The organism is Ralstonia sp. Ralssp135 (assembly GCF_047304345.1).
GTDB lineage: Bacteria > Pseudomonadota > Gammaproteobacteria > Burkholderiales > Burkholderiaceae > Ralstonia > Ralstonia chuxiongensis.
Genome location: NZ_JBGLYZ010000009.1, coordinates 24,214 through 47,049 on the forward strand (window position 1 = coordinate 24,214; position 22,836 = coordinate 47,049).

23 protein-coding genes are annotated in these 22,836 nt (G+C 63.3%); 6 read left to right on the forward strand and 17 right to left on the reverse strand.

Features of this window, described 5'->3' with window-relative positions:
- The first annotated feature begins 32 nt into the window (after positions 1-32).
- Together ACCD03_RS09080 and ACCD03_RS09085 are read left to right on the forward strand one after the other, a co-directional pair.
- Positions 33-425, forward strand: coding sequence for a VOC family protein (locus tag ACCD03_RS09080; protein ID WP_413411374.1), 393 nt, complete (start codon positions 33-35; stop codon positions 423-425).
- 62 nt (positions 426-487) lie between these two features.
- Positions 488-1,735, forward strand: a complete 1,248-nt coding sequence (locus tag ACCD03_RS09085; RefSeq protein ID WP_413411375.1) for a citrate/2-methylcitrate synthase — start codon at positions 488-490, stop codon at positions 1,733-1,735.
- A gap of 201 nt (positions 1,736-1,936) precedes the next feature.
- Here the strand turns inward: ACCD03_RS09085 and guaA are convergent, their stop codons facing one another.
- The 3 genes from guaA to guaB all read right to left on the reverse strand — a co-directional run bounded on the left by guaA (position 1,937) and on the right by guaB (position 5,696).
- A complete protein-coding gene (guaA, locus tag ACCD03_RS09090; RefSeq protein WP_413411376.1) occupies positions 1,937-3,556 on the reverse strand; it encodes a glutamine-hydrolyzing GMP synthase in 1,620 nt (539 codons plus the stop codon).
- Positions 3,531-4,109: a hypothetical protein gene (locus ACCD03_RS09095; RefSeq protein ID WP_045204090.1), complete on the reverse strand. Its 579-nt coding sequence runs from the start codon at positions 4,107-4,109 to the stop codon at positions 3,531-3,533. Before ACCD03_RS09095 ends, guaA begins: the two co-directional genes overlap by 26 nt.
- Before the next feature lie 123 nt (positions 4,110-4,232).
- Positions 4,233-5,696 (reverse strand): IMP dehydrogenase, encoded by a 1,464-nt coding sequence (gene guaB / locus ACCD03_RS09100; protein WP_045204091.1) that lies wholly within the window; start codon positions 5,694-5,696, stop codon positions 4,233-4,235.
- A 154-nt stretch (positions 5,697-5,850) separates the two neighbouring features.
- Here guaB and ACCD03_RS09105 point away from each other — a divergent pair, with 154 nt between their 5' ends.
- Positions 5,851-6,795: a DMT family transporter gene (locus ACCD03_RS09105; RefSeq protein ID WP_413411377.1), complete on the forward strand. Its 945-nt coding sequence runs from the start codon at positions 5,851-5,853 to the stop codon at positions 6,793-6,795.
- A gap of 154 nt (positions 6,796-6,949) precedes the next feature.
- Entirely contained in the window at positions 6,950-7,489 is a 540-nt protein-coding gene (locus ACCD03_RS09110) for a hypothetical protein (protein ID WP_413411378.1), read from the forward strand.
- A gap of 7 nt (positions 7,490-7,496) precedes the next feature.
- On the opposite strand, the gene ACCD03_RS09115 is transcribed toward ACCD03_RS09110, so the two are convergent.
- Positions 7,497-7,862, reverse strand: coding sequence for an RnfH family protein (locus tag ACCD03_RS09115; RefSeq protein ID WP_413411379.1), 366 nt, complete (start codon positions 7,860-7,862; stop codon positions 7,497-7,499).
- Positions 7,849-8,286, reverse strand: a complete 438-nt coding sequence (locus tag ACCD03_RS09120) for a type II toxin-antitoxin system RatA family toxin (RefSeq protein WP_413411380.1) — start codon at positions 8,284-8,286, stop codon at positions 7,849-7,851. Before ACCD03_RS09120 ends, ACCD03_RS09115 begins: the two co-directional genes overlap by 14 nt.
- A gap of 125 nt (positions 8,287-8,411) precedes the next feature.
- Here ACCD03_RS09120 and smpB point away from each other — a divergent pair, with 125 nt between their 5' ends.
- Positions 8,412-8,858, forward strand: coding sequence for an SsrA-binding protein SmpB (gene smpB, locus ACCD03_RS09125; RefSeq protein WP_004626709.1), 447 nt, complete (start codon positions 8,412-8,414; stop codon positions 8,856-8,858).
- Between the two features lie 20 nt (positions 8,859-8,878).
- Here smpB and ACCD03_RS09130 read toward each other — a convergent pair whose 3' ends face one another.
- The 3 genes from ACCD03_RS09130 to ppsA all read right to left on the reverse strand — a co-directional run bounded on the left by ACCD03_RS09130 (position 8,879) and on the right by ppsA (position 12,833).
- Positions 8,879-9,805 (reverse strand): SPFH domain-containing protein, encoded by a 927-nt coding sequence (locus ACCD03_RS09130; RefSeq protein WP_045204096.1) that lies wholly within the window; start codon positions 9,803-9,805, stop codon positions 8,879-8,881.
- A gap of 49 nt (positions 9,806-9,854) precedes the next feature.
- A complete protein-coding gene (locus ACCD03_RS09135; RefSeq protein ID WP_045204097.1) occupies positions 9,855-10,280 on the reverse strand; it encodes an NfeD family protein in 426 nt (141 codons plus the stop codon).
- 165 nt (positions 10,281-10,445) lie between these two features.
- On the reverse strand, positions 10,446-12,833 hold the full coding sequence (gene ppsA, locus ACCD03_RS09140; protein WP_045204098.1) for a phosphoenolpyruvate synthase: 2,388 nt from the start codon (positions 12,831-12,833) through the stop codon (positions 10,446-10,448).
- A 230-nt stretch (positions 12,834-13,063) separates the two neighbouring features.
- Here ppsA and ACCD03_RS09145 point away from each other — a divergent pair, with 230 nt between their 5' ends.
- The gene (locus ACCD03_RS09145; RefSeq protein WP_045204099.1) at positions 13,064-13,915 is read left to right on the forward strand and encodes a pyruvate, water dikinase regulatory protein; all 852 of its coding nucleotides are present in this window, start codon (positions 13,064-13,066) and stop codon (positions 13,913-13,915) included.
- 71 nt (positions 13,916-13,986) lie between these two features.
- Here the strand turns inward: ACCD03_RS09145 and ACCD03_RS09150 are convergent, their stop codons facing one another.
- The 9 genes from ACCD03_RS09150 to lpxD form a co-directional block, all read right to left on the reverse strand.
- A complete protein-coding gene (locus ACCD03_RS09150) occupies positions 13,987-14,883 on the reverse strand; it encodes a metal-dependent hydrolase (RefSeq protein WP_045204100.1) in 897 nt (298 codons plus the stop codon).
- Positions 14,884-14,915: 32 nt separating this feature from the next.
- Positions 14,916-16,724 (reverse strand): SDR family oxidoreductase, encoded by a 1,809-nt coding sequence (locus ACCD03_RS09155; RefSeq protein ID WP_045204101.1) that lies wholly within the window; start codon positions 16,722-16,724, stop codon positions 14,916-14,918.
- A 17-nt stretch (positions 16,725-16,741) separates the two neighbouring features.
- Positions 16,742-17,617, reverse strand: a complete 876-nt coding sequence (locus tag ACCD03_RS09160) for a M24 family metallopeptidase (RefSeq protein WP_045204102.1) — start codon at positions 17,615-17,617, stop codon at positions 16,742-16,744.
- Positions 17,618-17,759: 142 nt separating this feature from the next.
- Positions 17,760-18,542 carry a TrmH family RNA methyltransferase gene (locus ACCD03_RS09165; RefSeq protein ID WP_045204103.1) on the reverse strand — a complete coding sequence of 261 codons (783 nt, stop codon included), beginning with the start codon at positions 18,540-18,542 and terminating at the stop codon, positions 17,760-17,762.
- Positions 18,543-18,564: 22 nt separating this feature from the next.
- The gene (rnhB, locus tag ACCD03_RS09170; protein ID WP_413411381.1) at positions 18,565-19,263 is read right to left on the reverse strand and encodes a ribonuclease HII; all 699 of its coding nucleotides are present in this window, start codon (positions 19,261-19,263) and stop codon (positions 18,565-18,567) included.
- Between the two features lie 4 nt (positions 19,264-19,267).
- Positions 19,268-20,401 (reverse strand): lipid-A-disaccharide synthase, encoded by a 1,134-nt coding sequence (gene lpxB, locus ACCD03_RS09175; protein ID WP_045204655.1) that lies wholly within the window; start codon positions 20,399-20,401, stop codon positions 19,268-19,270.
- Positions 20,402-20,442: 41 nt separating this feature from the next.
- The gene (gene lpxA, locus ACCD03_RS09180) at positions 20,443-21,258 is read right to left on the reverse strand and encodes an acyl-ACP--UDP-N-acetylglucosamine O-acyltransferase (protein WP_024975785.1); all 816 of its coding nucleotides are present in this window, start codon (positions 21,256-21,258) and stop codon (positions 20,443-20,445) included.
- Complete coding sequence (gene fabZ / locus ACCD03_RS09185; RefSeq protein WP_045204105.1) at positions 21,255-21,758, reverse strand: 3-hydroxyacyl-ACP dehydratase FabZ; 504 nt, start codon at positions 21,756-21,758, stop codon at positions 21,255-21,257. The genes lpxA and fabZ overlap by 4 nt, the downstream gene beginning before the upstream one ends.
- Complete coding sequence (gene lpxD, locus ACCD03_RS09190; RefSeq protein WP_045204106.1) at positions 21,755-22,828, reverse strand: UDP-3-O-(3-hydroxymyristoyl)glucosamine N-acyltransferase; 1,074 nt, start codon at positions 22,826-22,828, stop codon at positions 21,755-21,757. Before lpxD ends, fabZ begins: the two co-directional genes overlap by 4 nt.
- Between the last annotated feature and the right edge of the window lie 8 nt (positions 22,829-22,836).

Genomic DNA, 22,836 nt, shown 5'->3' on the forward strand with positions numbered 1-22,836 from the left:
AGCGCCGACCCCTTCACCCGCAGACCACGACCATGATCGAATTCAAATGGGACCACCTGCAACTCTGCGCGGCCGATGCGGAGGCCACCGCCGCATGGTTCGCGCGCTGCCTGAACGCCGAAATCGTGCGACGCCCCGGTCGCGTCGACCTGCGAATCGGCGCCGTCAACCTGTTCATCACCGCCCAGCCGGACGCGCGTTCGGCGACCGTGACGGAGGGGCGCCGCGTGCAAGGCATCGACCACTTTGGCGTGCTGGTCGATGATTTGGATGCCGCCTACGCGCACCTGGTCGCGCACGACGCCGAGATCGTCCAGCCCATCACGCGGATCCGCGCGGGTGTGCGCGGCTGTTTCGTGCGCGCGCCAGGCGACATCCTCGTCGAAGTGCTTGAGCGGCGCCCAACTGAAATGACATTCAACTGAACCCGGTCTATAGTCGGCGCAAGCGGCCGGACACCGGCCGCATCGTCATCACGACTCCCCATATGCAGAACTGGATCACCCTGACGGAAGCGGCGCGGCGGCTCGGCGTGCGGGCGCAGACCGTCTATGCGTATGCGAGCCGCGGCAGTATCGCCGTGATGCAGGACCCCAACGATCCACGCAAGAGCCTGTATCGCGCGGAGGACGTGGTCACGCTGTGCCGCAAGAAACAGGTCGGCCGCAAGCGCGCGGCGCTGGCAGCCAGCACGATCTTTGGCGCTGAGCCGTGCATCTACAGTGGCATCACCACGTTCTCCAAGGGCCGCGCCTGGTATAGGGGCCGCGACAGCATTCAGCTCGCGGATACCGCCACGCTGGAGGAAACGGCCGCTCTGCTCTGGCAGGCCACCACGCCCGTGTCGTTCGACGCGCCCGCGATCGCGCTGCCATCCGGCGAGCGCGATCGGCAATGTGCGTTCTCGGTACTCGCGATGCTGGCCGCGCACGGCCACTCGACGCTCGGCCGGCTCGACAGCGCTCTGCACATCGAAGCGGGGCAACTCGTCGCGATCGTGTCGAGCGCCTTCGGCGCTCATGGCGATGTCGGTGCAAGTCCGCTCCCGACCCATCAGCGGCTCGCAGCCGGCTGGGGCCTTGACAGCCATGGCGCGGACCTGCTGCGCCGGGCGATGGTGCTGGTTGCGGATCACGAGATCACGAGTTCGGCATTCGCCGCGCGCATCACCGCGTCGACCGGCGCATCGCTCGCCGGCTGCCTGCTGACCGGGCTCGCGACGTTGTCGGGCCCGCTGCACGGCGACGCGTCGGGGCGCGTGCGCGCGGTGTTCGACGATGTGCAGAGATTGGGCGCCGCGCACGTCGTCGATCACTACCTGAAGTCAGCGATCCCGATTCCCGGCTTCGGTCATCATCTTTACCCCGATGGCGATCCGCGCGCGGCCGCGTTGCTCGCGCGGCTCCATCCGCCCGCAGAACTGGCGCATTTCGTCGACAAGGTTACGGAGCTCACCGGCCAGCGGCCGACCATCGATGTCGCGTTCGCGATGTTGTCGGTGCAGCTTCAGTTGCCGTGCGATGCGGCGTTCGGCTTGTTCTCGATCGCGCGCAGCGTCGGGCTGCTCGCACACTGCATCGAGCAACTCCGCGTGGGCAAAGTGATTCGGCCGCGCAGCCGCTACACGGGGCCTGCGCTAGACGAGCGGCATCTGCGCCCCGACATTGAGGACGAAGGCAAATTGCCGAAAGCCGGTGTGATCGAGAAGAATCGGGTGTTCAAGATAGTGGAGTAAGGCTACCTAGCTCCGCTCGGTCGAATCTGTCCGCAATCTCGTACAGAGTTGCACGAGGCTTAAGGTCGCCAAGTGAAAATTCTCACATTGCGTGAGATTGGGTGAAAGCGGTTGAGGCATCATGAGACGCCTCAACCCTTGTCGCACTTGGCTTTCTTGCGATGTTCGTCCCTGCCTGAAACGGCATGAGACGATGCTAGATCACTCCCACTCGATCGTCGCAGGCGGTTTACCCGACACGTCATACACGACCCGGCTCAACCCGCGCACTTCATTGATGATGCGGTTCGACACGCGGCCCAGCAGCGTGTACGGCAGATGCGCCCAATGTGCGGTCATGAAGTCGGTGGTCTGCACAGCACGCAGCGCGGTCACGTAGTCGTACGTGCGACCATCGCCCATCACGCCGACGGACTTGATCGGCAGGAACACCGCAAACGCCTGGCTCGTCAGGTCGTACCAGCTCTTGCCGACATCGCCTTCACCGCACAGGCCGGCGGCCGCGTCCTGCGCCGTGGCCTTGGTGCCGCGCAGCTCTTCGATGAAGACAGCATCGGCGCGGCGCAGCAGGTCTGCGTATTCACGTTTGACCTCGCCCAGAATGCGAACGCCCAGACCCGGCCCCGGGAACGGATGGCGATACACCATCTCATGCGGCAGGCCCAGCGCAACGCCAAGCTCCCGCACTTCGTCCTTGAACAGATCGCGCAGCGGCTCGAGCAGCTTCAACCCCAGCGTTTCCGGCAGGCCGCCCACGTTGTGGTGGCTCTTGATGGTCGTCGCCTTCTTGGTCTTGGTGCCGCCCGATTCCACCACGTCCGGGTAGATCGTGCCCTGCGCCAGCCACTTGGCGTTGCTGAGCTTCTTGGCTTCGGCCTGGAACACTTCCACAAACTCGCGGCCGATGATCTTGCGCTTGGCTTCCGGGTCCGTCACGCCGGCCAGGTGACCGAGGAACTGCTCGGAGGCATCCACGTGCACAACCTTGGCGTGCAGGCGGCCAGCGAACATGTCCATCACCATCTTGCCTTCGTCCAGGCGCAGCAAGCCGTGATCGACGAATACGCAGGTGAGCTTGTCGCCAATCGCACGGTGGATCAGCGCCGCTGCCACCGACGAATCAACACCGCCCGACAGGCCGAGGATCACCTCCTCATCGCCCACCTGCTCGCGGATCGCCTTGACGGCTTCCTCGATGTGGTCGCGCATGACCCAGTCGGGCTTGGCATCGGCAATTTCCAGCACAAAGCGCTCGAGCAGCGCACGGCCTTGCACGGTATGCGTAACTTCCGGGTGGAACTGCACGGCGTAATAGCCACGCGCCTCATCGGCCATGCCGGCGACCGGGCAGCTCGGCGTCGAGGCCAGCAGCTTGAAGCCGGGCGGCAGTTCCGTAACCTTGTCGCCGTGACTCATCCAGACCTTGAGCATGCCGTGGCCTTCCGGCGTGGCGAAGTCCTGGATGTCCTTGAGCAGACGGGTGTGGCCATGCGCGCGCACTTCGGCGTAACCGAATTCGCGGTGGTCGCTCCACTCCACCTTGCCGCCCAGCTGCACGGCCATGGTCTGCATGCCGTAGCAGATGCCGAGCACAGGCACGCCAAGGTCCCACACGGCCTGCGGCGCGCGCAGTTGATGGTCTTCGTACGTGCTGGCGTGGCTGCCGGACAGGATGATCGCCTTGGGCGCGAATTCGCGCACGAAGGCGTCGGACACGTCGTTCGGGTGAATCTCGCAGTAGACGTGTGCTTCACGCACGCGCCGCGCAATCAGTTGCGTGACCTGCGAGCCGAAATCAAGGATGAGGACTTTGTCGTGCATGTTGTGGAGGAATGGAATCGGCAATCGTGTCGACTTCAGTGCCGGGGCCGTAGCCCGGAGGCGGCATGTAGCCAGGTTCTTTGCGCTGCGCCTTTTCTGCGCGCTCGCGTTCGCGCGCTGCCGCGGCGTCTTCGCGGGCCTTCTGGGCGCGCACGCGCTCATTAGTGCGTACGCGGCGCGAGGCGGGAATCTGCACGGCGGAAAACGCCGCCAGCACCGCAGCAAACGTCGGCAGCCAGATGCGGCCGGCGCCGTCCACAGGCAGGTGGAAGAACAGCAGCCAGGCAATCACCAGCACGGCAACAGCCAGGTTCACATGTCCGACCACCTGCGCCACGGCGGTCGTCAGTTGCCCGTTGACGGTGGCATGCCACAGCAGCCAGGCCACGCCAATCAGCGTGACGCCGAGCAGCTGGCCGTACATCGCCGGCTCCGGCTGCGGTAATTGCAGCGCGCCGAAAATGGACGTCATTGGTGAAGCCAGCAGGACGAGACCGACGCACAGTGCGACAGCCGCATCCAGAAACAGAACGAGTCGCAAAAGCGCTTTCATCATCGTCTCCAGTTGCGGGCGGCCGCCCGTGCTTCGGCCACCGGTTAATTCGGCCGGAGCGCCCGCGCGCCCCGGCGGCAGTACTGCTTGCCTTCTATCTTGTATGCGGTGATCGGCAACCGATCAGTCGCGGTGATAGTTCGGCGCTTCCTTCGTGATCTGCACGTCGTGCACGTGCGATTCGTTCATGCCAGCGGCGGTGATCTCGACAAACTGGGCTTTCTCGTGCCATTCGGCAATCGAGGCACAACCGCAGTAGCCCATCGACGAGCGAACGCCACCCGTGAGTTGATGCACGATCGGCAACGCGGAGCCCTTGTACGGCACGCGCCCCTCGATACCTTCCGGCACGAGCTTATCGACGTTGGCGGTGTTGTCTTCCTGGAAGTAACGGTCGGCGGCGCCGTCCTTCATCGCGCCCACCGAGCCCATGCCGCGGTAGCTCTTGTACGAGCGGCCCTGGAACAGGAACACCTCACCCGGGGATTCGTCGGTGCCGGCAAACATGCCGCCCATCATCACGGTGTGTGCGCCGGCAGCCAAGGCCTTGGCGACATCGCCCGAGTAGCGGATACCGCCGTCAGCGATGAGCGGAACGCCGGTGCCCTTCAGTGCCTCGGCCACATTCGATACAGCAAAGATTTGCGGCACGCCCACGCCAGCAACGATCCGCGTCGTACAGATCGAGCCCGGGCCAATGCCAACCTTGACGCCATCCGCGCCGTGGTCGACCAGCGCCCTGGCTGCGTCGCCCGTGGCGATGTTGCCGCCAATCACCTGCACTTGCGGGTAGTTGTCCTTGATCCAGCGCACGCGACTCAGCACGCCCTGGCTGTGGCCGTGCGCGGTATCGACCACGATCACGTCCACGCCGGCCTTGACCAGCAAATCGATACGCAGATCGTTATCCGGACCCACGCCCACCGCCGCGCCCACGCGCAGCGAACCGCGTTCGTCCTTAGAAGCCAGCGGGTATTCGGTGGCCTTCTGGATATCCTTGACGGTGATCAGGCCGCGCAGCTCAAAGGCTTCGCCCACCACCAGCACGCGCTCCAGGCGGTGCTTGTTCAGCAGGCGCTTGGCCTCTTCCAGCGTGGCACCTTCCTTGACGGTGACGAGCTTCTCGCTCGGCGTCATCTTGGCGCGCACCGGGGCGTCCAGTTCCTCTTCGAAACGCAGATCGCGGTTGGTGATGATGCCCACCACCTTCTTGCCTTCCAGCACCGGGAAACCCGAAATGCCGTGCTGTGCCGACAGCGCCATCACGTCGCGGACCTTCATGTCCGGACCAATGGTGATCGGATCGCGCAGCACGCCCGATTCAAAGCGCTTGACCTTGGCGACTTCGCGCGCCTGTTCTTCGGGCTTCAGGTTCTTGTGGACGATACCGATGCCACCTTGCTGCGCCATGGCGATGGCGAGCCGCGCTTCCGTAACCGTATCCATGGCGGCGGAGACGAGCGGAATGGCGAGTTCGATCGAACGGGTGAGCTTGGTGCGAAGGGACGTATCGCGGGGCAGGACGGCCGAATAGGCCGGGACGAGCAGCACATCATCGAACGTGAGTGCTTTCTGGACAAGACGCATAGCAATTTCCTCTAGGCGCAAAATCGGATTATACGGGAATTCGCCCCACGGTTGTAGAGACCCGTGCTATGCTCGATAAATTTTTCTTCGCGCACGCACCTCCAGCGCCCTGCGCCGCCAGCAGCCGCGCGGAATCAGCCTCGCGAGTGTTCGAATGGGAATTGGCGTATTGTGCGCCCTGCTGGCCGGGGCGATGTGGGGCATGGTCTTTATTGCACCCCGCGCGCTGCCCGCGTTTTCACCGTGGGAACTGACCCTCGGCCGCTACCTCGCCTACGGCGCGATCGCAGCCATTGCCGCTGCCCCGATCCTCCCCCGCATTGCCCACAAGATCACCCGCGCCGATTGCCTGGCGCTGTTCAGGCAGTCCTGCAGCGGCAACCTGGTTTACTTTGTTTTCGTGGCGTTTGGCGTGCAACTGGCTGGCGTTGCACCCACCTCGCTCATCGTCGGCATCCTGCCCATCACGGTGACGATGCTTGGCCGGCGCGACCATGGCGCCGTGCCGCTCTCCCGGCTGATCTGGCCGCTATTGGTTGTCGCTGCCGGCATCGTCTGCATCAACGTCGATCTGTTCGGCCATGAAGCGGCAACGGCAGCCGCCAACGTCCGGCCGGTCTGGCAACGCATTGCCGGCATCGCTTGTGCCGTGGGCGCGCTTTGCAGCTGGACCTGGTACGCCGTGGACAATGCCCGCTACCTGCAGCGCAATCCGCATTTCTCCAGCAACGAATGGTCTGCGTTGTACGGCATTTCCAGCGGCATTCTGTCGGCGGCTTTGACCTTGGTGGCCCTGCTCGCGGTCGGTACGAGCTGGGTGAATGCCGACGGGCGCGTCTGGGGCACGTTCTGGGCGGTCAATGCTGCCGTGGCGCTCGGCGCGTCGCTGATCGGCAACAATCTGTGGAACATCGCCTCCCGACGGCTGCCACTCACGCTGTCGGGCCAGATGATCGTGTTCGAGACCCTGTTCGCGCTGGCATATGGCTTCGTGTATGACGGCCGCTGGCCGCGTCCGCTTGAGATGGCCGCAATCGCCTTGCTGATTGCGGGTGTCGGCTGGTCGGTGCGCTTGCACGCCAACAACAACTCTGCGTAAACTGGGCGCCTTGCCGGGGGGCGAGTCGACAGGCCAAGCCAGGCCGTCGGCCTAAATTGGCGAGTGGCGATCACGCCACCAGGCTCCCGTGCGCGTCGAGGGGCCGCCGTCGGGTCGGCCAGCGCGCCGTCGGCAGTCCACGAACGAGAACTCCATGAAACGACTGCACGTCCTGTTGCCTGCCACCGCTGCCCTGATCGCCCTCGCTTGCCCGGTTGCCCAGGCGCAATGGGCTTGGCAATGGCGCGATGACAAGGGCCACATGGTCTACAGCGATGCCGCACCGCCGCCGTCGGTGCCGCCCAGCCGCATCATCCGCAATCCGAACAGCCGCACGGCTACGGCGTATGAAGCGCTGTCCGCGCCGGCCTCGGGCGTCAAGGCGTCGGACCCGAACGCGGCGGCCAAACCCGGCCAGCCAGCCTCGGGCGTCGCCGCATCCAACCCCGATGAAGAGCTGCGCAAGCGTATGGCCGATCGCGCCAAGAAAGAACAGGACGAAGCAAGGCAGGCAGAGGCCGCCCAGCGCAAGCAAGCCGAATGCGCACGCCTGCGCAACGAAACCACGTATATGCAGGATGGCCGCCGTGTCGGCTCGGTGCAGGCCGACGGCTCGATCGCCTATATGGATGACAATCAGCGTGCCGCAGCCGTCCAGCGCAACCAGGCTGCCCTGAGCGCCAACTGCAACTGATCGCCCGTTACTCGAGGACGTCGTCTTTGGGCGGCGCCTCGTTGCGCAGCCACTTCAGCCCTTCGCGCGTGCCGGTGGCCCGCACCTTCTGCACACGCCGCCGGCGTGCAGTTTTCGGATCGGCGATCAGCGGACCCAGGATTTCTACCCGATCGCGCGCATGCAATGCGGCATCCGGCGTCTTGCGCTTGCCGTAAACGCCCAGCCGGCAGGTATCGATGGTCAGATCCAGGCCGTTGAGCACGCCGGACGCATGCACGGCGTCAGCCACCGTCGCCTGCGCCGGCACTTGTACGTTGACGAGCCGCGGCGGCGTGACCGTCGCCAGGCAGACCATCACGTCGATCACGGAATTGGATTCAGGACTCGCCATACACCGCCTCAGCGCGTTTGACGAATGAGTCGACGAAGGTGTTGGCAATCATGCTGAACACCGGACCGATCAGCTTTTCCAGAATCACGCTGGAAAACTCGTAATGCAGGTGGAAGTTGATCTTGCAGGCGTCCGCGCGCAACGGCGTGAAGATCCAGAAACCGGTGAACGACTTGAAAGGCCCATCTGCGAACGTCATATCAATGCGCGTGGGCCGCGCTTGCACGTTACGCGTGCGAAAGAACTGGTGAATGCCCTTGAAGGCGATGTCCACTCGCGCGTCGAGTGACGTTTCCGTCTGCTCGTAGATTTCCACCCCGCCGCACCATGGCAGGAAGTTCGGATAGTCCTTGACGTCGGTGACTAGGTCGAACATCTGTTCGGCCGAGTAGCCTATCAACACGGTTTTTTCAACATCTGCCATGCGTCATCCGAAAGCTTTGCGTGCCGCGTCCCGGCTGGGATTGCGGCGGATTTGTTAAACTCGCCATTTTATCGCAGCGCATGCAGGGATCGTCACCCCAAGGCGCGCACCGCATATTCCAAAAAATGACCATCGCCGACAACAAAAAGGCCTTTTTCGATTACTTCATCGAAGAGCGCTACGAAGCAGGCATGGCTCTTGAGGGCTGGGAGGTGAAAGCCATCCGGGCCAACCGTGCGCAGATCAAGGAAGGCTACGTCGTCATCCGCAACGCCGAACTGTTCCTGATCGGGGCCCATATCAGCCCGCTGCAATCGGCCTCCACGCATGTCAATCCAGACCCCGTGCGCACTCGCAAGCTGCTGTTGCACGCCGAAGAGATCAAGAAGCTCATCGGCAAGGTGGAGCAGCGCGGCTACACGCTCGTGCCGCTCAACCTGCACTACACGCGCGGCCGCGTGAAATGCGAAATCGGCCTCGCTAAAGGCAAGAAACAGTTCGACAAGCGCGAAACCGAGAAAGACCGCGACTGGCAGCGCGAAAAAGCCCGCCTCATGCGCGAGAAGGCTTGAGCCCTCTGGCTTCCCGACTTTTATGCGGCCGGCCGTTGCTGCTTCACAATCGTCAACGCTGACGCAATCATCGTGCTCAGGTCGCCCATGTTGCCCGGCACGATGAGCGTGTTGCCCTGCTTGGCCAGGTTGCCGAACGCGCTGACATACTCTTCCGCCACCTTCAGGTTGACGGCATCGACACCGCCCTCGGTGCGAATGGCCTGACCGATCTTCTGGATCGCCTGGGCGTTGGCTTCTGCCACCGCCAGAATCGCCGCCGCTTCGCCCTGCGCCTTGTTGATCGCGGCCTGCCGTTCCCCTTCTGATTTTTGGATGGCGGCCTCGCGCGCACCGGATGCCAGATTGATCTGCTCCTGGCGCTTGCCTTCGGATGCGGCGATCAGCGCACGCTTTTCACGCTCTGCCGTGATCTGCGCCTGCATGGCGTGCAGGATTTCCTTCGGCGGCGTCAGATCCTTGATCTCGTAGCGCAGCACCTTCACGCCCCAGTTCGATGCGGCCTCATCCAGCGCATTGACCACGCTGTGGTTAATGAAGTCTCGCTCCTCAAACGTCTTGTCCAGTTCCAGCTTGCCGACAACCGAGCGCAGCGTCGTCTGCGCCAGCTGCGTGATGGCGATCACGAAATTGCTCGATCCATACGAAGCCCGCATCGGGTCGGTCACCTGGAAATACAGGATGCCGTCCACTTGCAGCTGCGTGTTGTCCTTGGTGATACAGATCTGGCTCGGCACGTCGAGCGGGATTTCCTTGAGCACGTGCTTGTAGGCCACGCGATCGACAAAGGGCAGCACGATATTGAGCCCCGGCGAGAGCGTCGCGTGATACTTGCCCAGTCGCTCCAGAATCCAGGCGTGCTGTTGCGGCACGATCTTGATGCCTTGCGCGATGAGCACGATGGCGGCAAACAGGACGATGATCGCGAGAGTCCCCAGCTCGAACATAGAACCTCCGTGGTTGGGCTTGTTGGTTGTTTTTGGTTGTTGTTGGTGGCTACCTGGGCGCGACGACAAGCACGTTGCCACGCACTTCGACGATCCGGAATTCGCCAGCGGCGGCCGATGCGTGCGGTGCAAGTTCGACATCCCATGCGGCGCCGCGATATTGCACGCGCGCGCGTCGCTCGGGTGACCAGGCATCGACGCGCAACGTCTCGCCGATGTCCAGATTGACGTTGCGATTGCGCGCGGCATTTTCCCGCGTGGTGCGCCCGTAGCGCGTGCGCCGCAACCCGACGATGCCGAACACCGCCACGATGGCGGCCACGATGGCCTGGGCAGGAAACGCAAGGCCGATCAGCGCGGCGAGACCGCCAGCGACCAGGCCGATTGCCACCATCAGCAGATAGAACGTCCCCGTCATCAGCTCGCCGATCACGAGGAGCACGGCCAGAGAAAACCAGACGGTCTGAGCCGACATACTCCCTCTCCCGGAATCCCATAAAAAAAACCCCGCGACGCTGCACGTCTGCGGGGGCATGTCGCTCGGCCCCCGCCAGCGTAGGACGCCATCGGGCACTTCGCGTTCTTGTTGGCGCGTACCCGTCAGGATACGCGCCTTGTCTTACGACACTCTAGGTCGGAATTAAGCGGAACCCAGCTTCTGCCACGTGGCGATCACCGAATCCGGGTTCAGCGAGATCGACGAGATACCTTCCTTGGCCAGCCACTCGGCAAAGTCCGGATGATCAGACGGGCCCTGCCCGCAGATGCCGACGTACTTGTCCATCGACAGCGCCGTGGAAATGGCACGCTGCAGCATGAACTTGACCGCCGGATCACGTTCGTCGAAGTCCTTGGCCAGCAACTCCATGCCGGAGTCGCGATCCAGACCCAGCGTGAGCTGCGTCAGGTCGTTCGAACCGATCGAGAAGCCGTCGAAATGCTGCAGGAACTGCTCGGCCAGGATCGCGTTGGACGGCACTTCGCACATCATGATCAGGCGCAGGCCGTTCTCGCCGCGCTTCAGGCCGTACTTGGCCAGCAGCTCGACAACCTTCTCAGCCTGGCCGAGCGTACGCACGAACGGCACCATCACTTCGACGTTGGTCAGGCCCATCTCGTCGCGCACGCGCTTCATGGCACGGCACTCCATCTCGAAGGCTTCAGCGAAGTCCTCAGCGATGTAGCGCGAGGCGCCACGGAAGCCCAGCATCGGGTTTTCTTCGTCCGGCTCGTAGCGCGAACCACCGATCAGCTTCTTGTACTCATTGGACTTGAAGTCCGACAGACGCACGATCACAGGCTTCGGATAGAACGCCGCTGCGATGGTGGCAATGCCCTCGGCCAGCTTGTCGACATAGAACGCACGCGGGCTGGCATGGCCGCGAGCCACGCTTTCCACGGCCTTCTTCAGGTCGCTGTCGACCTGCGGGTAGTCGAGGATCGCCTTCGGGTGAACGCCGATGTTGTTGTTGATGATGAATTCGAGACGGGCCAGGCCCACGCCGCCGTTCGGGATCTGGCAGAAGTCGAACGCCAGTTGCGGGTTGCCGACGTTCATCATGATCTTGGTGCTGATCGTCGGCATTTCGCCACGCTGGACTTCCGTGATTTCGGTTTCCAGCAGGCCGTCGTAGATCTTGCCTTCGTCGCCTTCGGCGCACGAGACCGTCACGAGCGTGCCGTCCTTCAGCAGATCGGTCGCATCGCCGCAGCCGACCACCGCCGGCACGCCCAGCTCACGCGCGATGATGGCCGCATGGCAGGTACGGCCGCCACGGTTGGTCACGATGGCCGAAGCACGCTTCATCACCGGTTCCCAGTTCGGGTCGGTCATGTCGGCAACCAGCACGTCGCCGGGCTGCACACGCTCCATTTCAGCCGGGTCGTTGATCACGCGCACCGGGCCCGTGCCGATCTTCTGGCCGATGGCGCGGCCGGTGGTCAGCACCGGTGCCGAGCCCTTCAGGCGGAAACGCTGCTCGACCTTGCCGTGCGACTGGCTCTTCACCGTCTCCGGGCGAGCCTGCAGGATGTAGATCTTGCCATCCTTGCCGTCGCGGCCCCACTCGATATCCATCGGGCGGCCGTAGTGCTTCTCGATGATGACGGCGTACTTGGCCAGTTCCGTCACATCCGCATCGCTGATGGAGTAACGGTTGCGGAGTTCGCCCGGCACGTCGACGGTCTTCACGCGGCCTTCTTCGCCCGGCGCGGTGAATTCCATCTTGATCAGCTTGGAGCCGATCGAGCGGCGGATGATCGGGTACTTGCCGGCGGCCAGCGTCGGCTTGAAGACGTAGAACTCGTCGGGGTTGACAGCGCCCTGCACCACCGTTTCGCCCAGACCGTAGCTGGAGGTGATGAAGACGACATCCTGGAAGCCCGATTCGGTGTCGATCGTGAACATCACACCCGAGGCGCCGCAGTCCGAGCGCACCATGCGCTGGATGCCGGCTGACAGGGCCACCACGTCATGGGCGAAGCCCTTGTGCACGCGGTAGGAAATCGCACGGTCGTTATACAGCGAAGCAAACACGTGCTTGATCTTGTCGAGCACGTCATCGATGCCGAGAACGTTGAGGTAGCTCTCTTGCTGGCCGGCGAACGAAGCATCCGGCAAGTCTTCGGCGGTGGCCGACGAGCGCACCGCGAACGATGCCTCGGCGCCTTCGCGGGCCGACACGCGAGCGTACGACTCGCGAATCTCCTGCTCCAGACGCGGCTGGAACGGTGCGGTAGCGACCCACTCGCGGATCTCCTTGCCGGCGACAGCCAGCGCCTTGACGTCGTCGACGTCGAGGCTGGCCAGACGCTGCGAGATGCGCTCGGTCAGGTTGTTGTGTGCAAGGAAATCGCGGAATGCCAGTGCCGTGGTGGCAAAACCGCCCGGAACGCGCACGCCGGCGCCATCCAGCTGGGAGATCATCTCGCCCAGCGAAGCGTTTTTACCGCCAACGACCTCAACATCGGTCATCCGCAATTGCTCGAACGGCAGCACATAGGCGCCGTCTTGCGACAGGTTAGTCATACAAGCCCCTAAACTAAGTGAAAAACCGGTCGGATGCGCACGGGGCTTTGTTCTTGTCGTCTGGCCGCGCGAATCGCTTGGCTAAATCATCCGGAAGCCCTGCCAGGACTGCCGCAGTGGCATTGCCCGGGAGGCGATTGGCCCGAATTGCTTAGCTAAACGATCGCCGCTATTCTACCGTGCCGCAGCACGATTTCCTGCCGGCGTGCTGGAAAAACCCCTCGTTTTCGATGACCGACCTCGCCTCCGCATCTCCCAACCGCACACCGTTCCGCACCGTTTTCATCGTGTCGGATGGCACCGGGATCACCGCAGAAACGTTTAGCCACTCGATCCTGGCGCAGTTTGAGATGAAATTCCGCCAAGTCCGGATCCCGTTTGTCGACACGATCGACAAGGCGCACGTTGCAGTCGCAAAGATCAACGAGGCATTTCACGTCGAAGGGGTGAGGCCGATCGTCTTCACCACATTGGTGGATGCCGAAGCAAACGAGATCGTCCATCGGGCCAAGGCCACCATCCTGGACATGTTCCAGACCTTCATCGAGCCGCTCGAGAGGGAACTGAACCTCAAGTCCACCCACGCCATCGGCCGGTTTCACCAGAACGCCGACACCGAGGCGTACAAGAACCGCATCGAAGCGATCAATTTTTCACTTGCGCACGATGACGGCCAGTCACACAAGAACCTGGCCGAGGCGGATGTGATCCTGGTGGGGGTATCGCGCAGCGGCAAAACGCCGACCAGCTTGTACCTGGCAATGCAATACGGCGTGAAATCAGCCAATTACCCGCTCATTCCGGACGATTTCGAGCGCGGCAAGCTGCCCACGGTGCTGTACAACTACAAGAACAAGATTTTCGGGTTGTCGATCGACCCTCAGCGCTTGTCGGAAATCCGCAATGAACGTCGCCCAGGCAGCAAATATGCCGCGTTGGAAAACTGCCGCTATGAGGTCAACGAAGCCGAATCGATGATGCGGCGCGAGGGCGTCAAGTGGCTGTCGTCGACGCACAAGTCGATCGAGGAAATTGCCACGACGATCCTGCAGGACATCAAGATGGATCACAACAACTACTGAGCGCGGTACTCCCAAGTCTCAAATAAAACGGCCGGCATTGCACCGGCCGTTTTGCTTTTCTGCGGCCCAGATCAGGCGCGATCGCGCACCCAGTTGCCGCCGTGCGCGGCGGCTTGCGCTGCTGGCGATGTTTCCAGGTAGGCCAGCGCCTGCTCGGTCGAGCCCTCATGATGCGGCGTATAACTGGGTCGGAAATAGCGCAGCGCGGCCCCCAGCATTTTCCAGAACGATGGCAGGCAGTTGCGCCGCGAGCCATGCCACCAGCCACGGATAAAGCCGGGAAACTTGCCCGCGCCCGGATCGCGTTTGTACATGAAGCGGAAGCCCGTCACCAGGAAGTACAGCAACAACAGGATCGTGGTCAGCATGTGGAAGCAGCGTTCGAGATACGAGCCGCCCATGTGCCGGAAGATGTCGAACGCGACGGTGCGGTGCTCAACCTCCTCTGCACCGTGCCAGCGCAGCAGGTCGAGCATGACAGGATCGGCGTGGGCGGCATCCAACCCCTTTGCGTTGAGCACCCAGTTGCCCAGATAGCCGAAAAAGTGCTCCAGCGCAGCGATGATGCCGAGCTGCTGCCGCAGCCAGAAGCGCGTGTGGCCGATCTTCAGGCCCAGCGGCTGTTCGCCTAGCACCTTGGAGAACAGCCAATCGAGGCGTTTGGTGAAGGGCTGGGTATCGATGCCGTGGTCTTTGTAGTAATGCGCAAGCACACCGCCGTGCGAGCGCGAGTGGACGGCCTCCTGGCGCAGGAATCCCTCGGCGTCGGAGCGCAGCTTCGCGTCGGTAATCAGCGGCAACGCCTTGTTGTAGACACGGCAAAACCATAGCTCACCGGCGGGGAACAGCAAGTTCAGGATGTTGATGATGTGCGTGCTGGACGGGTCGCCCGGAATCCATTGGATGGGCGTGTCCTTCCAGTCGAAACGGACGTGGCGGGCCTTGATGAAGTAATCGGGCGCGGTCATGGTGGTCTCCTGATGTTCTTGTCTGCGCGGGCTCAATGCCCGGCCATGCTTACGCGCGCGATCAGCCGGCTGAGCCACTGCGCATAGCGCGAGATGAAGCGCGACGAATGCGCCTCGATACCGATCGTGACAACGGGCTTGTTGCGCTGAACCGCCCTGAACATGGCTTTCGCCACGGTCTCGGGCTTGAGGCCGCGCAGCTGGTAGAGCTTGGTCGCGCGGGCGCGCAGTTGGGCCTGTTGCGCCTCGGTCGTGCCGGTGTAGACGGTGGAGGCCATGATTCCCGTCTCCGCAAAACCAGGGCAGATGGCAGACACGCCGATGCCCTGCCCGGCCAGCTCACCGCGCATGCATTCCGACAGCATTAGCACCGCGGCCTTCGTCGTCGCATAAGCGGCAAGATCGCGCGATGGCGCAAAGGCAGCCGCCGATGCGGTGTTCAGGATGTGCCCGCCCTGCCCGCGCGCCACCATCTGCTTGGCGAACAGCCGGGCGCCATGGATTACACCCCACACGTTCACGTGCAGGATGCGCTGCCAATCGCGCTCGGACGTGTCGACAATGCCGCCCGCCATGCCGATGCCCGCGTTGTTGACGACGATGTCGGCGCCGCCAAGGTCCTTGCCGACCCAGTCGACCAGCGCTTCCATTTGCTCGGTATTGCCGACATCGACGGTGCGCGCCCACGCCTTGCCGCCGGTAAGGCGGATGAGTGTGGCCGTGCGCTGGGCATCTTCGGCGCGGATATCGACAGCGACGATCGCCGCACCCTGCTCCGCGAATTCCAACGCCGCGCAACGACCGATGCCGCTGCCAGCTCCAGTGATAACGGCGAGTTTGCCGGAGAGCGGTTTGAGCTCGCCATGCTGACGCGCGCGTTGCAGCGCTTCGGATTCCGGCTTGCCCTCGGCATGCTCGATCAGGTCGCGCGCCATTTCCGCCATGCGTGTGGCATGGGTAACCGGCAACCAATGCCGCGCCACCACTTCGCGCCGCCAATACTGCGGCACCCAGCGCGAGAGGTCTTCGGACAACGCGGGGCTGACGTACTTGTCCAGCGTCGGCACAATGACCTGCACCGGCGCATGCGCGACACGCTTGCGCGGTGTGAACAAGCTGCGGATGAAATTGGCGCGATACAGCGAGACACCGTGCACGCCGTCACCGGTCTGCGTGGCACGCGGCACGATGGCGGTCTTCTCCACGCGACGCAGCACACGCGGCCACGCGCACCCGAGCCACAGGCGCCAACTCAGCTCTGGCACGATGGGTAAATGGAACAGCAGCACGTACCACGAGCGCACGAGCTGCCCCAACATCTTGCCCAGCGACGACGGCGTCGGCCGCAGCAGCCGCGCGCGCATCCAGTAACCCACGTGGTCCAGGCAAGGCCCTGAGCACGATGTGTATGACGCGATGCGTCCGCGCAGGCGCTCCTCCGTCACGAATTCCCATGACTGGATCGAACCCCAGTCGTGCGCGATCAGGTGCACGGGCTTGCCTGGGCTCAGCGTATCGATCACGGCGATGAAGTCGTCGGTCAATCGCGCGAAGGTGTAATTGCGTATCCCCTTGGGCGAACTCGACTTGCCGGCGCCGCGCACGTCGTAGGCAACGACGTAGTAATCCCGCGCGAGCAGCGGCGCCATCTCGTGCCAGACCTCGCTGTTGTCGGGGTAGCCGTGCACGAGTACGACGGTTGGATGCGCCGGGTCGCCCCAGGTCTTGACGGCGAGCGAGACGTCGCCGGATTGCACCGTGCGCTCCGAATGTCCTGTCGGTAGAACTACGGCGACCGGCTCAAACAACGCCAGCGGAGCCTCTTCAAGAAGCGTTTTCATATGAGCCTCCTCGCGCGTCAGGCGGCGCGCTGCTGCGCAAGCTGGCGTTGCTGCCAGCGGCGCACGTGCGGCAGATCGTCGTCGAGCCAGTAGGCGTCGTCTTCGGTAATGACGAGCAGCTCTTCGAACTTGGCACCGACGCCATGGAAACCCAGGTGCGGCTCAACGGCCCACAGGCCCGGCACCGGCGCGTGCTCAGATCGACGGTCGATCGACCACAACGGCGACCACCCTTCCTGCTTGCCGCTGCGCACCTGGTCGAGGATCAGATTGCGCGTGGCATTCAACCCGAAGCGCGCAACGAAACGCGGTTTGGATGGGCTCTCCAGCTTGGCCACGCGATGCGCCAGAACCTTGAATGGATATGCCTTGTGGCGCGGCTCCACGCCCTGCTTCATGCAAAGCTGGTCCACCGCGCGTGCCACGTCGGCCATTGATCGACGCTCGCGGATCAGGCGCACGATCAGTTCGCGATGCGCCATCAGATCGTCCTGCAGTTGTTCGAGGATGGCGTTCTCGCCAAGGCACATGGCGTAGCCCACATCAGCGATCACGCCATTGCGCACGGGCGCCACGTCGAGGATGACCGGCATGTTCTCCTCCAGCCGCCGCGACGACGGAAAGAACGCCAGGTTGAAGCCGGCCATGTGCGTCAGGCCCGAAAAACCCTGGAACGCAGTGCGATCGCCAAACCAGGCGAACGGCTTGTGCAGCCAGTCGTGGACGCCACGGTCGCCGAGCCACTCAGTGAGCAGCTTGGCTGCATCCTTCTCGGTCATGCCGGGGCGCAGCATGCCGCCGACGGCCTCGACGCACGCGTAGGCGAGTTGCTGGATTTCGCGAAACTGGGCGAGTTCGTCGACATGGACGCGCGCCAGGGTGGGGTTCGGCATGCCGGTCTCCTTGAGTGTGGGTATCGGGGGTGCTCAACGGCACCGCGCTCAATGTTCCATTACTCAATGTCAAAGTCAATGCGGGACTTTTCTGGCGTTTGAAAACGCCGTGTGACCGGTAATCGACAGAAAAAAGAGGGACTTAGCCCGCGCGGCGTTGTCGCACGGCCTCGAACAAACAGATCGCTGCTGCGGCAGCCACATTGAGCGATTCCATGCCGCCCGGCTGCGGAATCGTCACCGGCGTCGTCACGGCAGAAAGCCATTCTTCTGACACGCCCGCGCCCTCGTTTCCGAACACCCAACCGACGGGCGCCTTGAGCGGCACATCAAACACAGCCTGCTTGGCGTGTGAGGACGTCGCCAACAGCGGCACTTGGAGGCGCGAATGCACGCTCTCGAACGTGCAGTGTTCAACGATGTTCAGGTGGAAATGCGCACCCATGGCCGCCCGCAGCGTCTTGGCCGACCACGCGAACGCGCAGCCCGGCGTCATGAACACATCGCGCACGCCGGCGGCGGCCGCACAGCGCAAGATTGAACCGACGTTGCCGGCATCCTGAATGCCATCAAGAATTACGCAGTCCGCATCAATGATTTGCGGCAACTGGCCTTCCGGCGTCTCGACCAAGGCCATCAGATCGACGCCGTTGACGACGGTGGTGAGCTGAGCAAACAGGTTGTCTGCCAGCAGGATGACGATTTCCGGATCAACGCGATCGAGCACCGCAGCCACTTCCGGATGCCGGATATGGCGCTCGGAAACCAGGCATTGCGTTGGCATGTGGCCCGCATCCAGATACGCCGCAACCAGATGCACGCCATCGAGCACGGATTGTCCCGCGCGCCGACGATGCTGCGTCGAGCCCGAAAGCGCCTTGAGATGCTTGAACACCGCGTTATCGCGGGAAGTGATGTGCTTCACGAATGGGCCCAGCAGAAGAAGGTCAGTCGTCCCAGGCGCTGCCTGCAGCGGTGGTTTCGATGCTGATGGCGCTCATGCCCTCCAGCGCACGACGCACGGGCGCGAACGAGCGGCGATGATGAGGCGTCACGCCATGCTGGTCGATCGCCGCCAGATGTTGCGGCGTGCCATAGCCGGCATGGACGTCAAAACCGTAGAGCGGAAACTCGATATGCAGCGCGGCCAATTGACGGTCACGCGTGACCTTCGCCAGGATGGAGGCCGCCGAAATGGCCGGCACCAGCGCATCGCCCTTGACGATGGCCTCCACCGCGAACGCCACCTGCGGGCACCGATTGCCGTCCACCTGCACGAGATCAGGCAGCGTGCCCAGTGCGGCCACGCCCTGCACCGCACGCTGCATGGCCAGCATGGTCGCGTGCAGGATGTTGATGCGATCGATTTCCTCGACGGTGGCTTCGGCCACGTGCCAGGCGAGCGCCTTTTCGACGATCTCGTCGTACAGCGCCTCGCGCTTCTTGGCGGTCAGGATTTTGGAGTCGGCCAAGCCTTTAATTGGCTTGCGCGGATTGAGAACGACCGCCGCAGCCGTCACTGGTCCGGCCAAAGGCCCGCGTCCGGCCTCATCCACGCCGCAGAGGATGCGACGCGCGCGCTTGGCCGCCGGCTCTTGCGAGAGCAGCAGGCCAAGCTGGTCGGGATTGGGTTTGCGGGACGCCATGGGCTCAAAGCTTACCGCGACTGCGCAACAGATCGACCACGACTTTCGCGCCGATCTCCGCCATGTTCTGCTTGAGCGTGAGGTGCATCTGCGTGAAGTGCTCACGCAGGAACGTGGCGTTGCCATGGTCGCTCAGTTGCAGCAGCGTTTCGCGCGCGAGTGCCTCGGGCGTCGCGTCATCCTGCAGCAATTCCGGTACGACAAAGCGGCCGGACAGGATGTTCGGCAGCCCCACGTACGGCAGATAGCCCTTGCGCTTCATGATCTGCGCCGTCAGCCAGGGCACCTTGTAAGTGATGACCATCGGCTTCTTGTACAAGGCCGCTTCCAGCGTGGCCGTACCGCTGGCCAGCAGGATGACGTCAGCCGCTTCCATGGCGGCGTGCGACTGGCCATCGACGACCCACAGATGCAGGCCTGGGTGCTCCGCGCGCATCGCATCGATACGCTCGCGCAGCGTCGCATTGGCCGCCGGCAGCACAAAAGCCAGATCCGGCTCGACCGCCTGCATGCGCGACATCGCCGCAAACAGCGTCGGCCCGAGATGCTTCACCTCGGAATTGCGGCTGCCCGGCAGCACCGCAACGACTTTACGGCCTAACGGCAGGCCAAGGCGCGTACGTGCGCCCTCTACGTCCGGCACCAGCGGAATCTCGTCCGCGAGCGGATGCCCGACGTACGTGGCGGGAATGCCGGCCTTGGCGTAAATCTCAGGCTCGAACGGGAACAGGCAGAGGATATGGTCGACAGCGCGGGCAATCGTCTTGATACGGCCGGCACGCCACGCCCAGATCGACGGGCTCACGAAATGCACCACCGGCACACCCGCCTGCCGCATGGCGATCTCGACGTTGAAATTGAAGTCCGGCGCATCGACGCCGATGAATGCCAGCGGCGGCCTAGCCAGCAGATCCTGTTTGAGTTCCTTGCGGATGGTAAGAATCTCGCGCAGCTGGCCGAGCACTTCCACGTAGCCGTTGACCGACAGCTTGTGCATCGGCCAGTTCGACTGGAAACCCTGCTCCGTCATGCGGGCCCCGCCGATTCCGTTGTAGGCAATGTCGGCAGGCAATTGTGCGTGCAATCCCTTGAGCAGAAGCGAGGCCAGCAAATCGCCGGAAGCCTCGCCTGCCACCATGCCGATGCGGCGCACCGGCGTGGCGTTCTGAAGCTGCTCGCTCAACGCACGATGCCGCGCTTGGTGGCGGCAATGAAATCAGCAAACGCGGTCAACACCTCACGCGTGGGGGCGTCGTCCGTCTGAGCAATCTGGGCAGCGATTTCCGCCTTGGCCTGATCAAAGCTCAGATCGCTCTTGTAGAGCAGCTTGTACGCTTGGCGCAGACCGGTGATCTGCTCGGCCGTAAAGCCACGGCGGCGCAGGCCTTCCACGTTGATGCCGTGCGGTGCGGCCTTGTTGCCACCCTTGTCGCTTGCGGCGATCACGAACGGCGGCACATCCTGCACCAGCGCCGATGCTCCACCGAGCATGGCATGCGCGCCGATACGCACGAACTGGTGCACGCCCGACATGCCGCCGAGAATCGCCCAGTCACCGACTTCCACGTGACCCGCGATCTGCGCGTTGCTCGAGAACACCGTGTGGTTGCCCACGCGGCAATCGTGCGCGATATGCACGTAGGCCATGATCCAGTTGTCGTCACCGATGGACGTGATGCCGGCATCCTGCGCGGTGCCGGTATGGATCGTGGTGAATTCGCGGATGGTATTGCGATCGCCGACGATCAGCTGCGTCGGCTCGTCGCGATATTTCATGTCCTGCGGGCGGCCGCCCACCGATGCGAAGTGGCCGATGCTGTTGTCGCGACCCAGCGTCGTGTAGCCCTCGATCACCGTGTGGTGGCCGACGCGCGTGCCTGCACCCATCCGCACGTTCGGGCCCACGACCGTGAACGCGCCGATCTCGACGCTCGAATCCAGTTCGGCCTTCGGATCGATCTGCGCGGTTGGGTGGATCTTCTGTGCTTGCGTCATGCCTCGCCCTTGGACTTGTCTTCGCGCACGGCACACATGATTTCGGCTTCCACAGCGACTTCACCGTCAACCTTGCCGTACACCTTGAACTTCCACATACCGCTCTTCGAGCGCAGCAGTTCTGCCGTCATCACAAGCTGGTCGCCCGGCGTCACCTGGCGCTTGAAGCGTGCACCGTCAATGCTCACGAACAGGTAGAGCTGGTTTTCCTTGCGCTCGTGATCGGCCTCGCCGAAAGTCAGCAGCGCAGCGGTTTGCGCCAGCGCTTCGAGCATCAGCACGCCCGGCATCACCGGATGGCCGGGGAAGTGCCCGTTGAAGAACGGCTCGTTGAACGTCACGTTCTTGATAGCCGTAATCGACTTGCGCGGCTCCAGCGAAATCACGCGGTCAACCAGCAGCATCGGGTAGCGATGCGGCAGCAGGTCGAGAATCTTCTTGATGTTGAAATCACTGACGGGGCTGGGGGTCGCGCTCGTCGCATTCGTTGCTTCGGTCATGATTGTTGCTGCAGGTCTTTGACCCGCTGTTCCAGTTGTTGCAACCGTTCGCGCATGCGCGTCAGGCCTCGGACGATGGCCGCGTTACGCTCCCAGTCGCCATGCGGCATGAATGGGAAAACGCTGGTGAAATGGCCACCGGGCTTGGTGATGGATTTGGTAATGGAGGTGCCGCCCGAGACGGTCACACGGTCCGCAATCGTCAGATGGCCGGCAAAATTGGCCGCCCCGCCGATGATGCAGTAGCGCCCGATCTTCGTGCTGCCCGAAATGGCAGCGCAGCCGGCGATAACGGTATAGGCGCCCACGTGCACGTTGTGCGCGATCTGCACTTGGTTGTCGATCTTGCAGCCCTGCTCGACCACCGTATCGGCCATCGCACCGCGGTCGATGGCGGTGTTCGCGCCGATCTCCACGTCGTCGCCAATCACGGCCCGACCAACCTGCGGAATCTTCACCCATTCGCCGCCCTGCGGACCGAAGTCGGGTGCAAAACCGAAGCCATCCGCGCCGATCACGACGCCGCTATGCACAATGCAGCGCGCGCCGACCATGCAGCCGTGGTAGATCGAAACGTTCGCGTAAAGCAACGTGTCATCGCCAATGCGGGCACCGGCGCCAACGAAACTGTTGCCGGCGATGCGCACACGCTCGCCGAGCACCGCGCCGGCTTCGATGGTCACATTCGGGCCAATGGAGCACGACGCCGGCACCGTTGCGCCCTCTTCCACGCTGGCCGTCCGGTGAATGCCGGGCACAACCGGGCGCGCCGCCAGCGCGACAAAGCGCTGGGCGACACGAGCAAACGCAGCATACGGGTTGGCTGCGATGAGCCAGTTCCGGCCAGCAGCATGGCCTTGGCTTTCGAGCGTTTCCAGATCACGGGGCGACACGATGATCGCCCCCGCACCGGAACTCACAGCCTGATTGAGGTACAGCGGATTGGAAAGAAAAGCGAGCTGATCGGCGCCCGCTTGATCCAGCGGCGCGATCGACTTGACGATCAGGCCTGCGTCACCCTGGACGGTCGCACCGAGCGACGCAGCAAGTTCACCAAGCGGAAACGACATGCGAACAA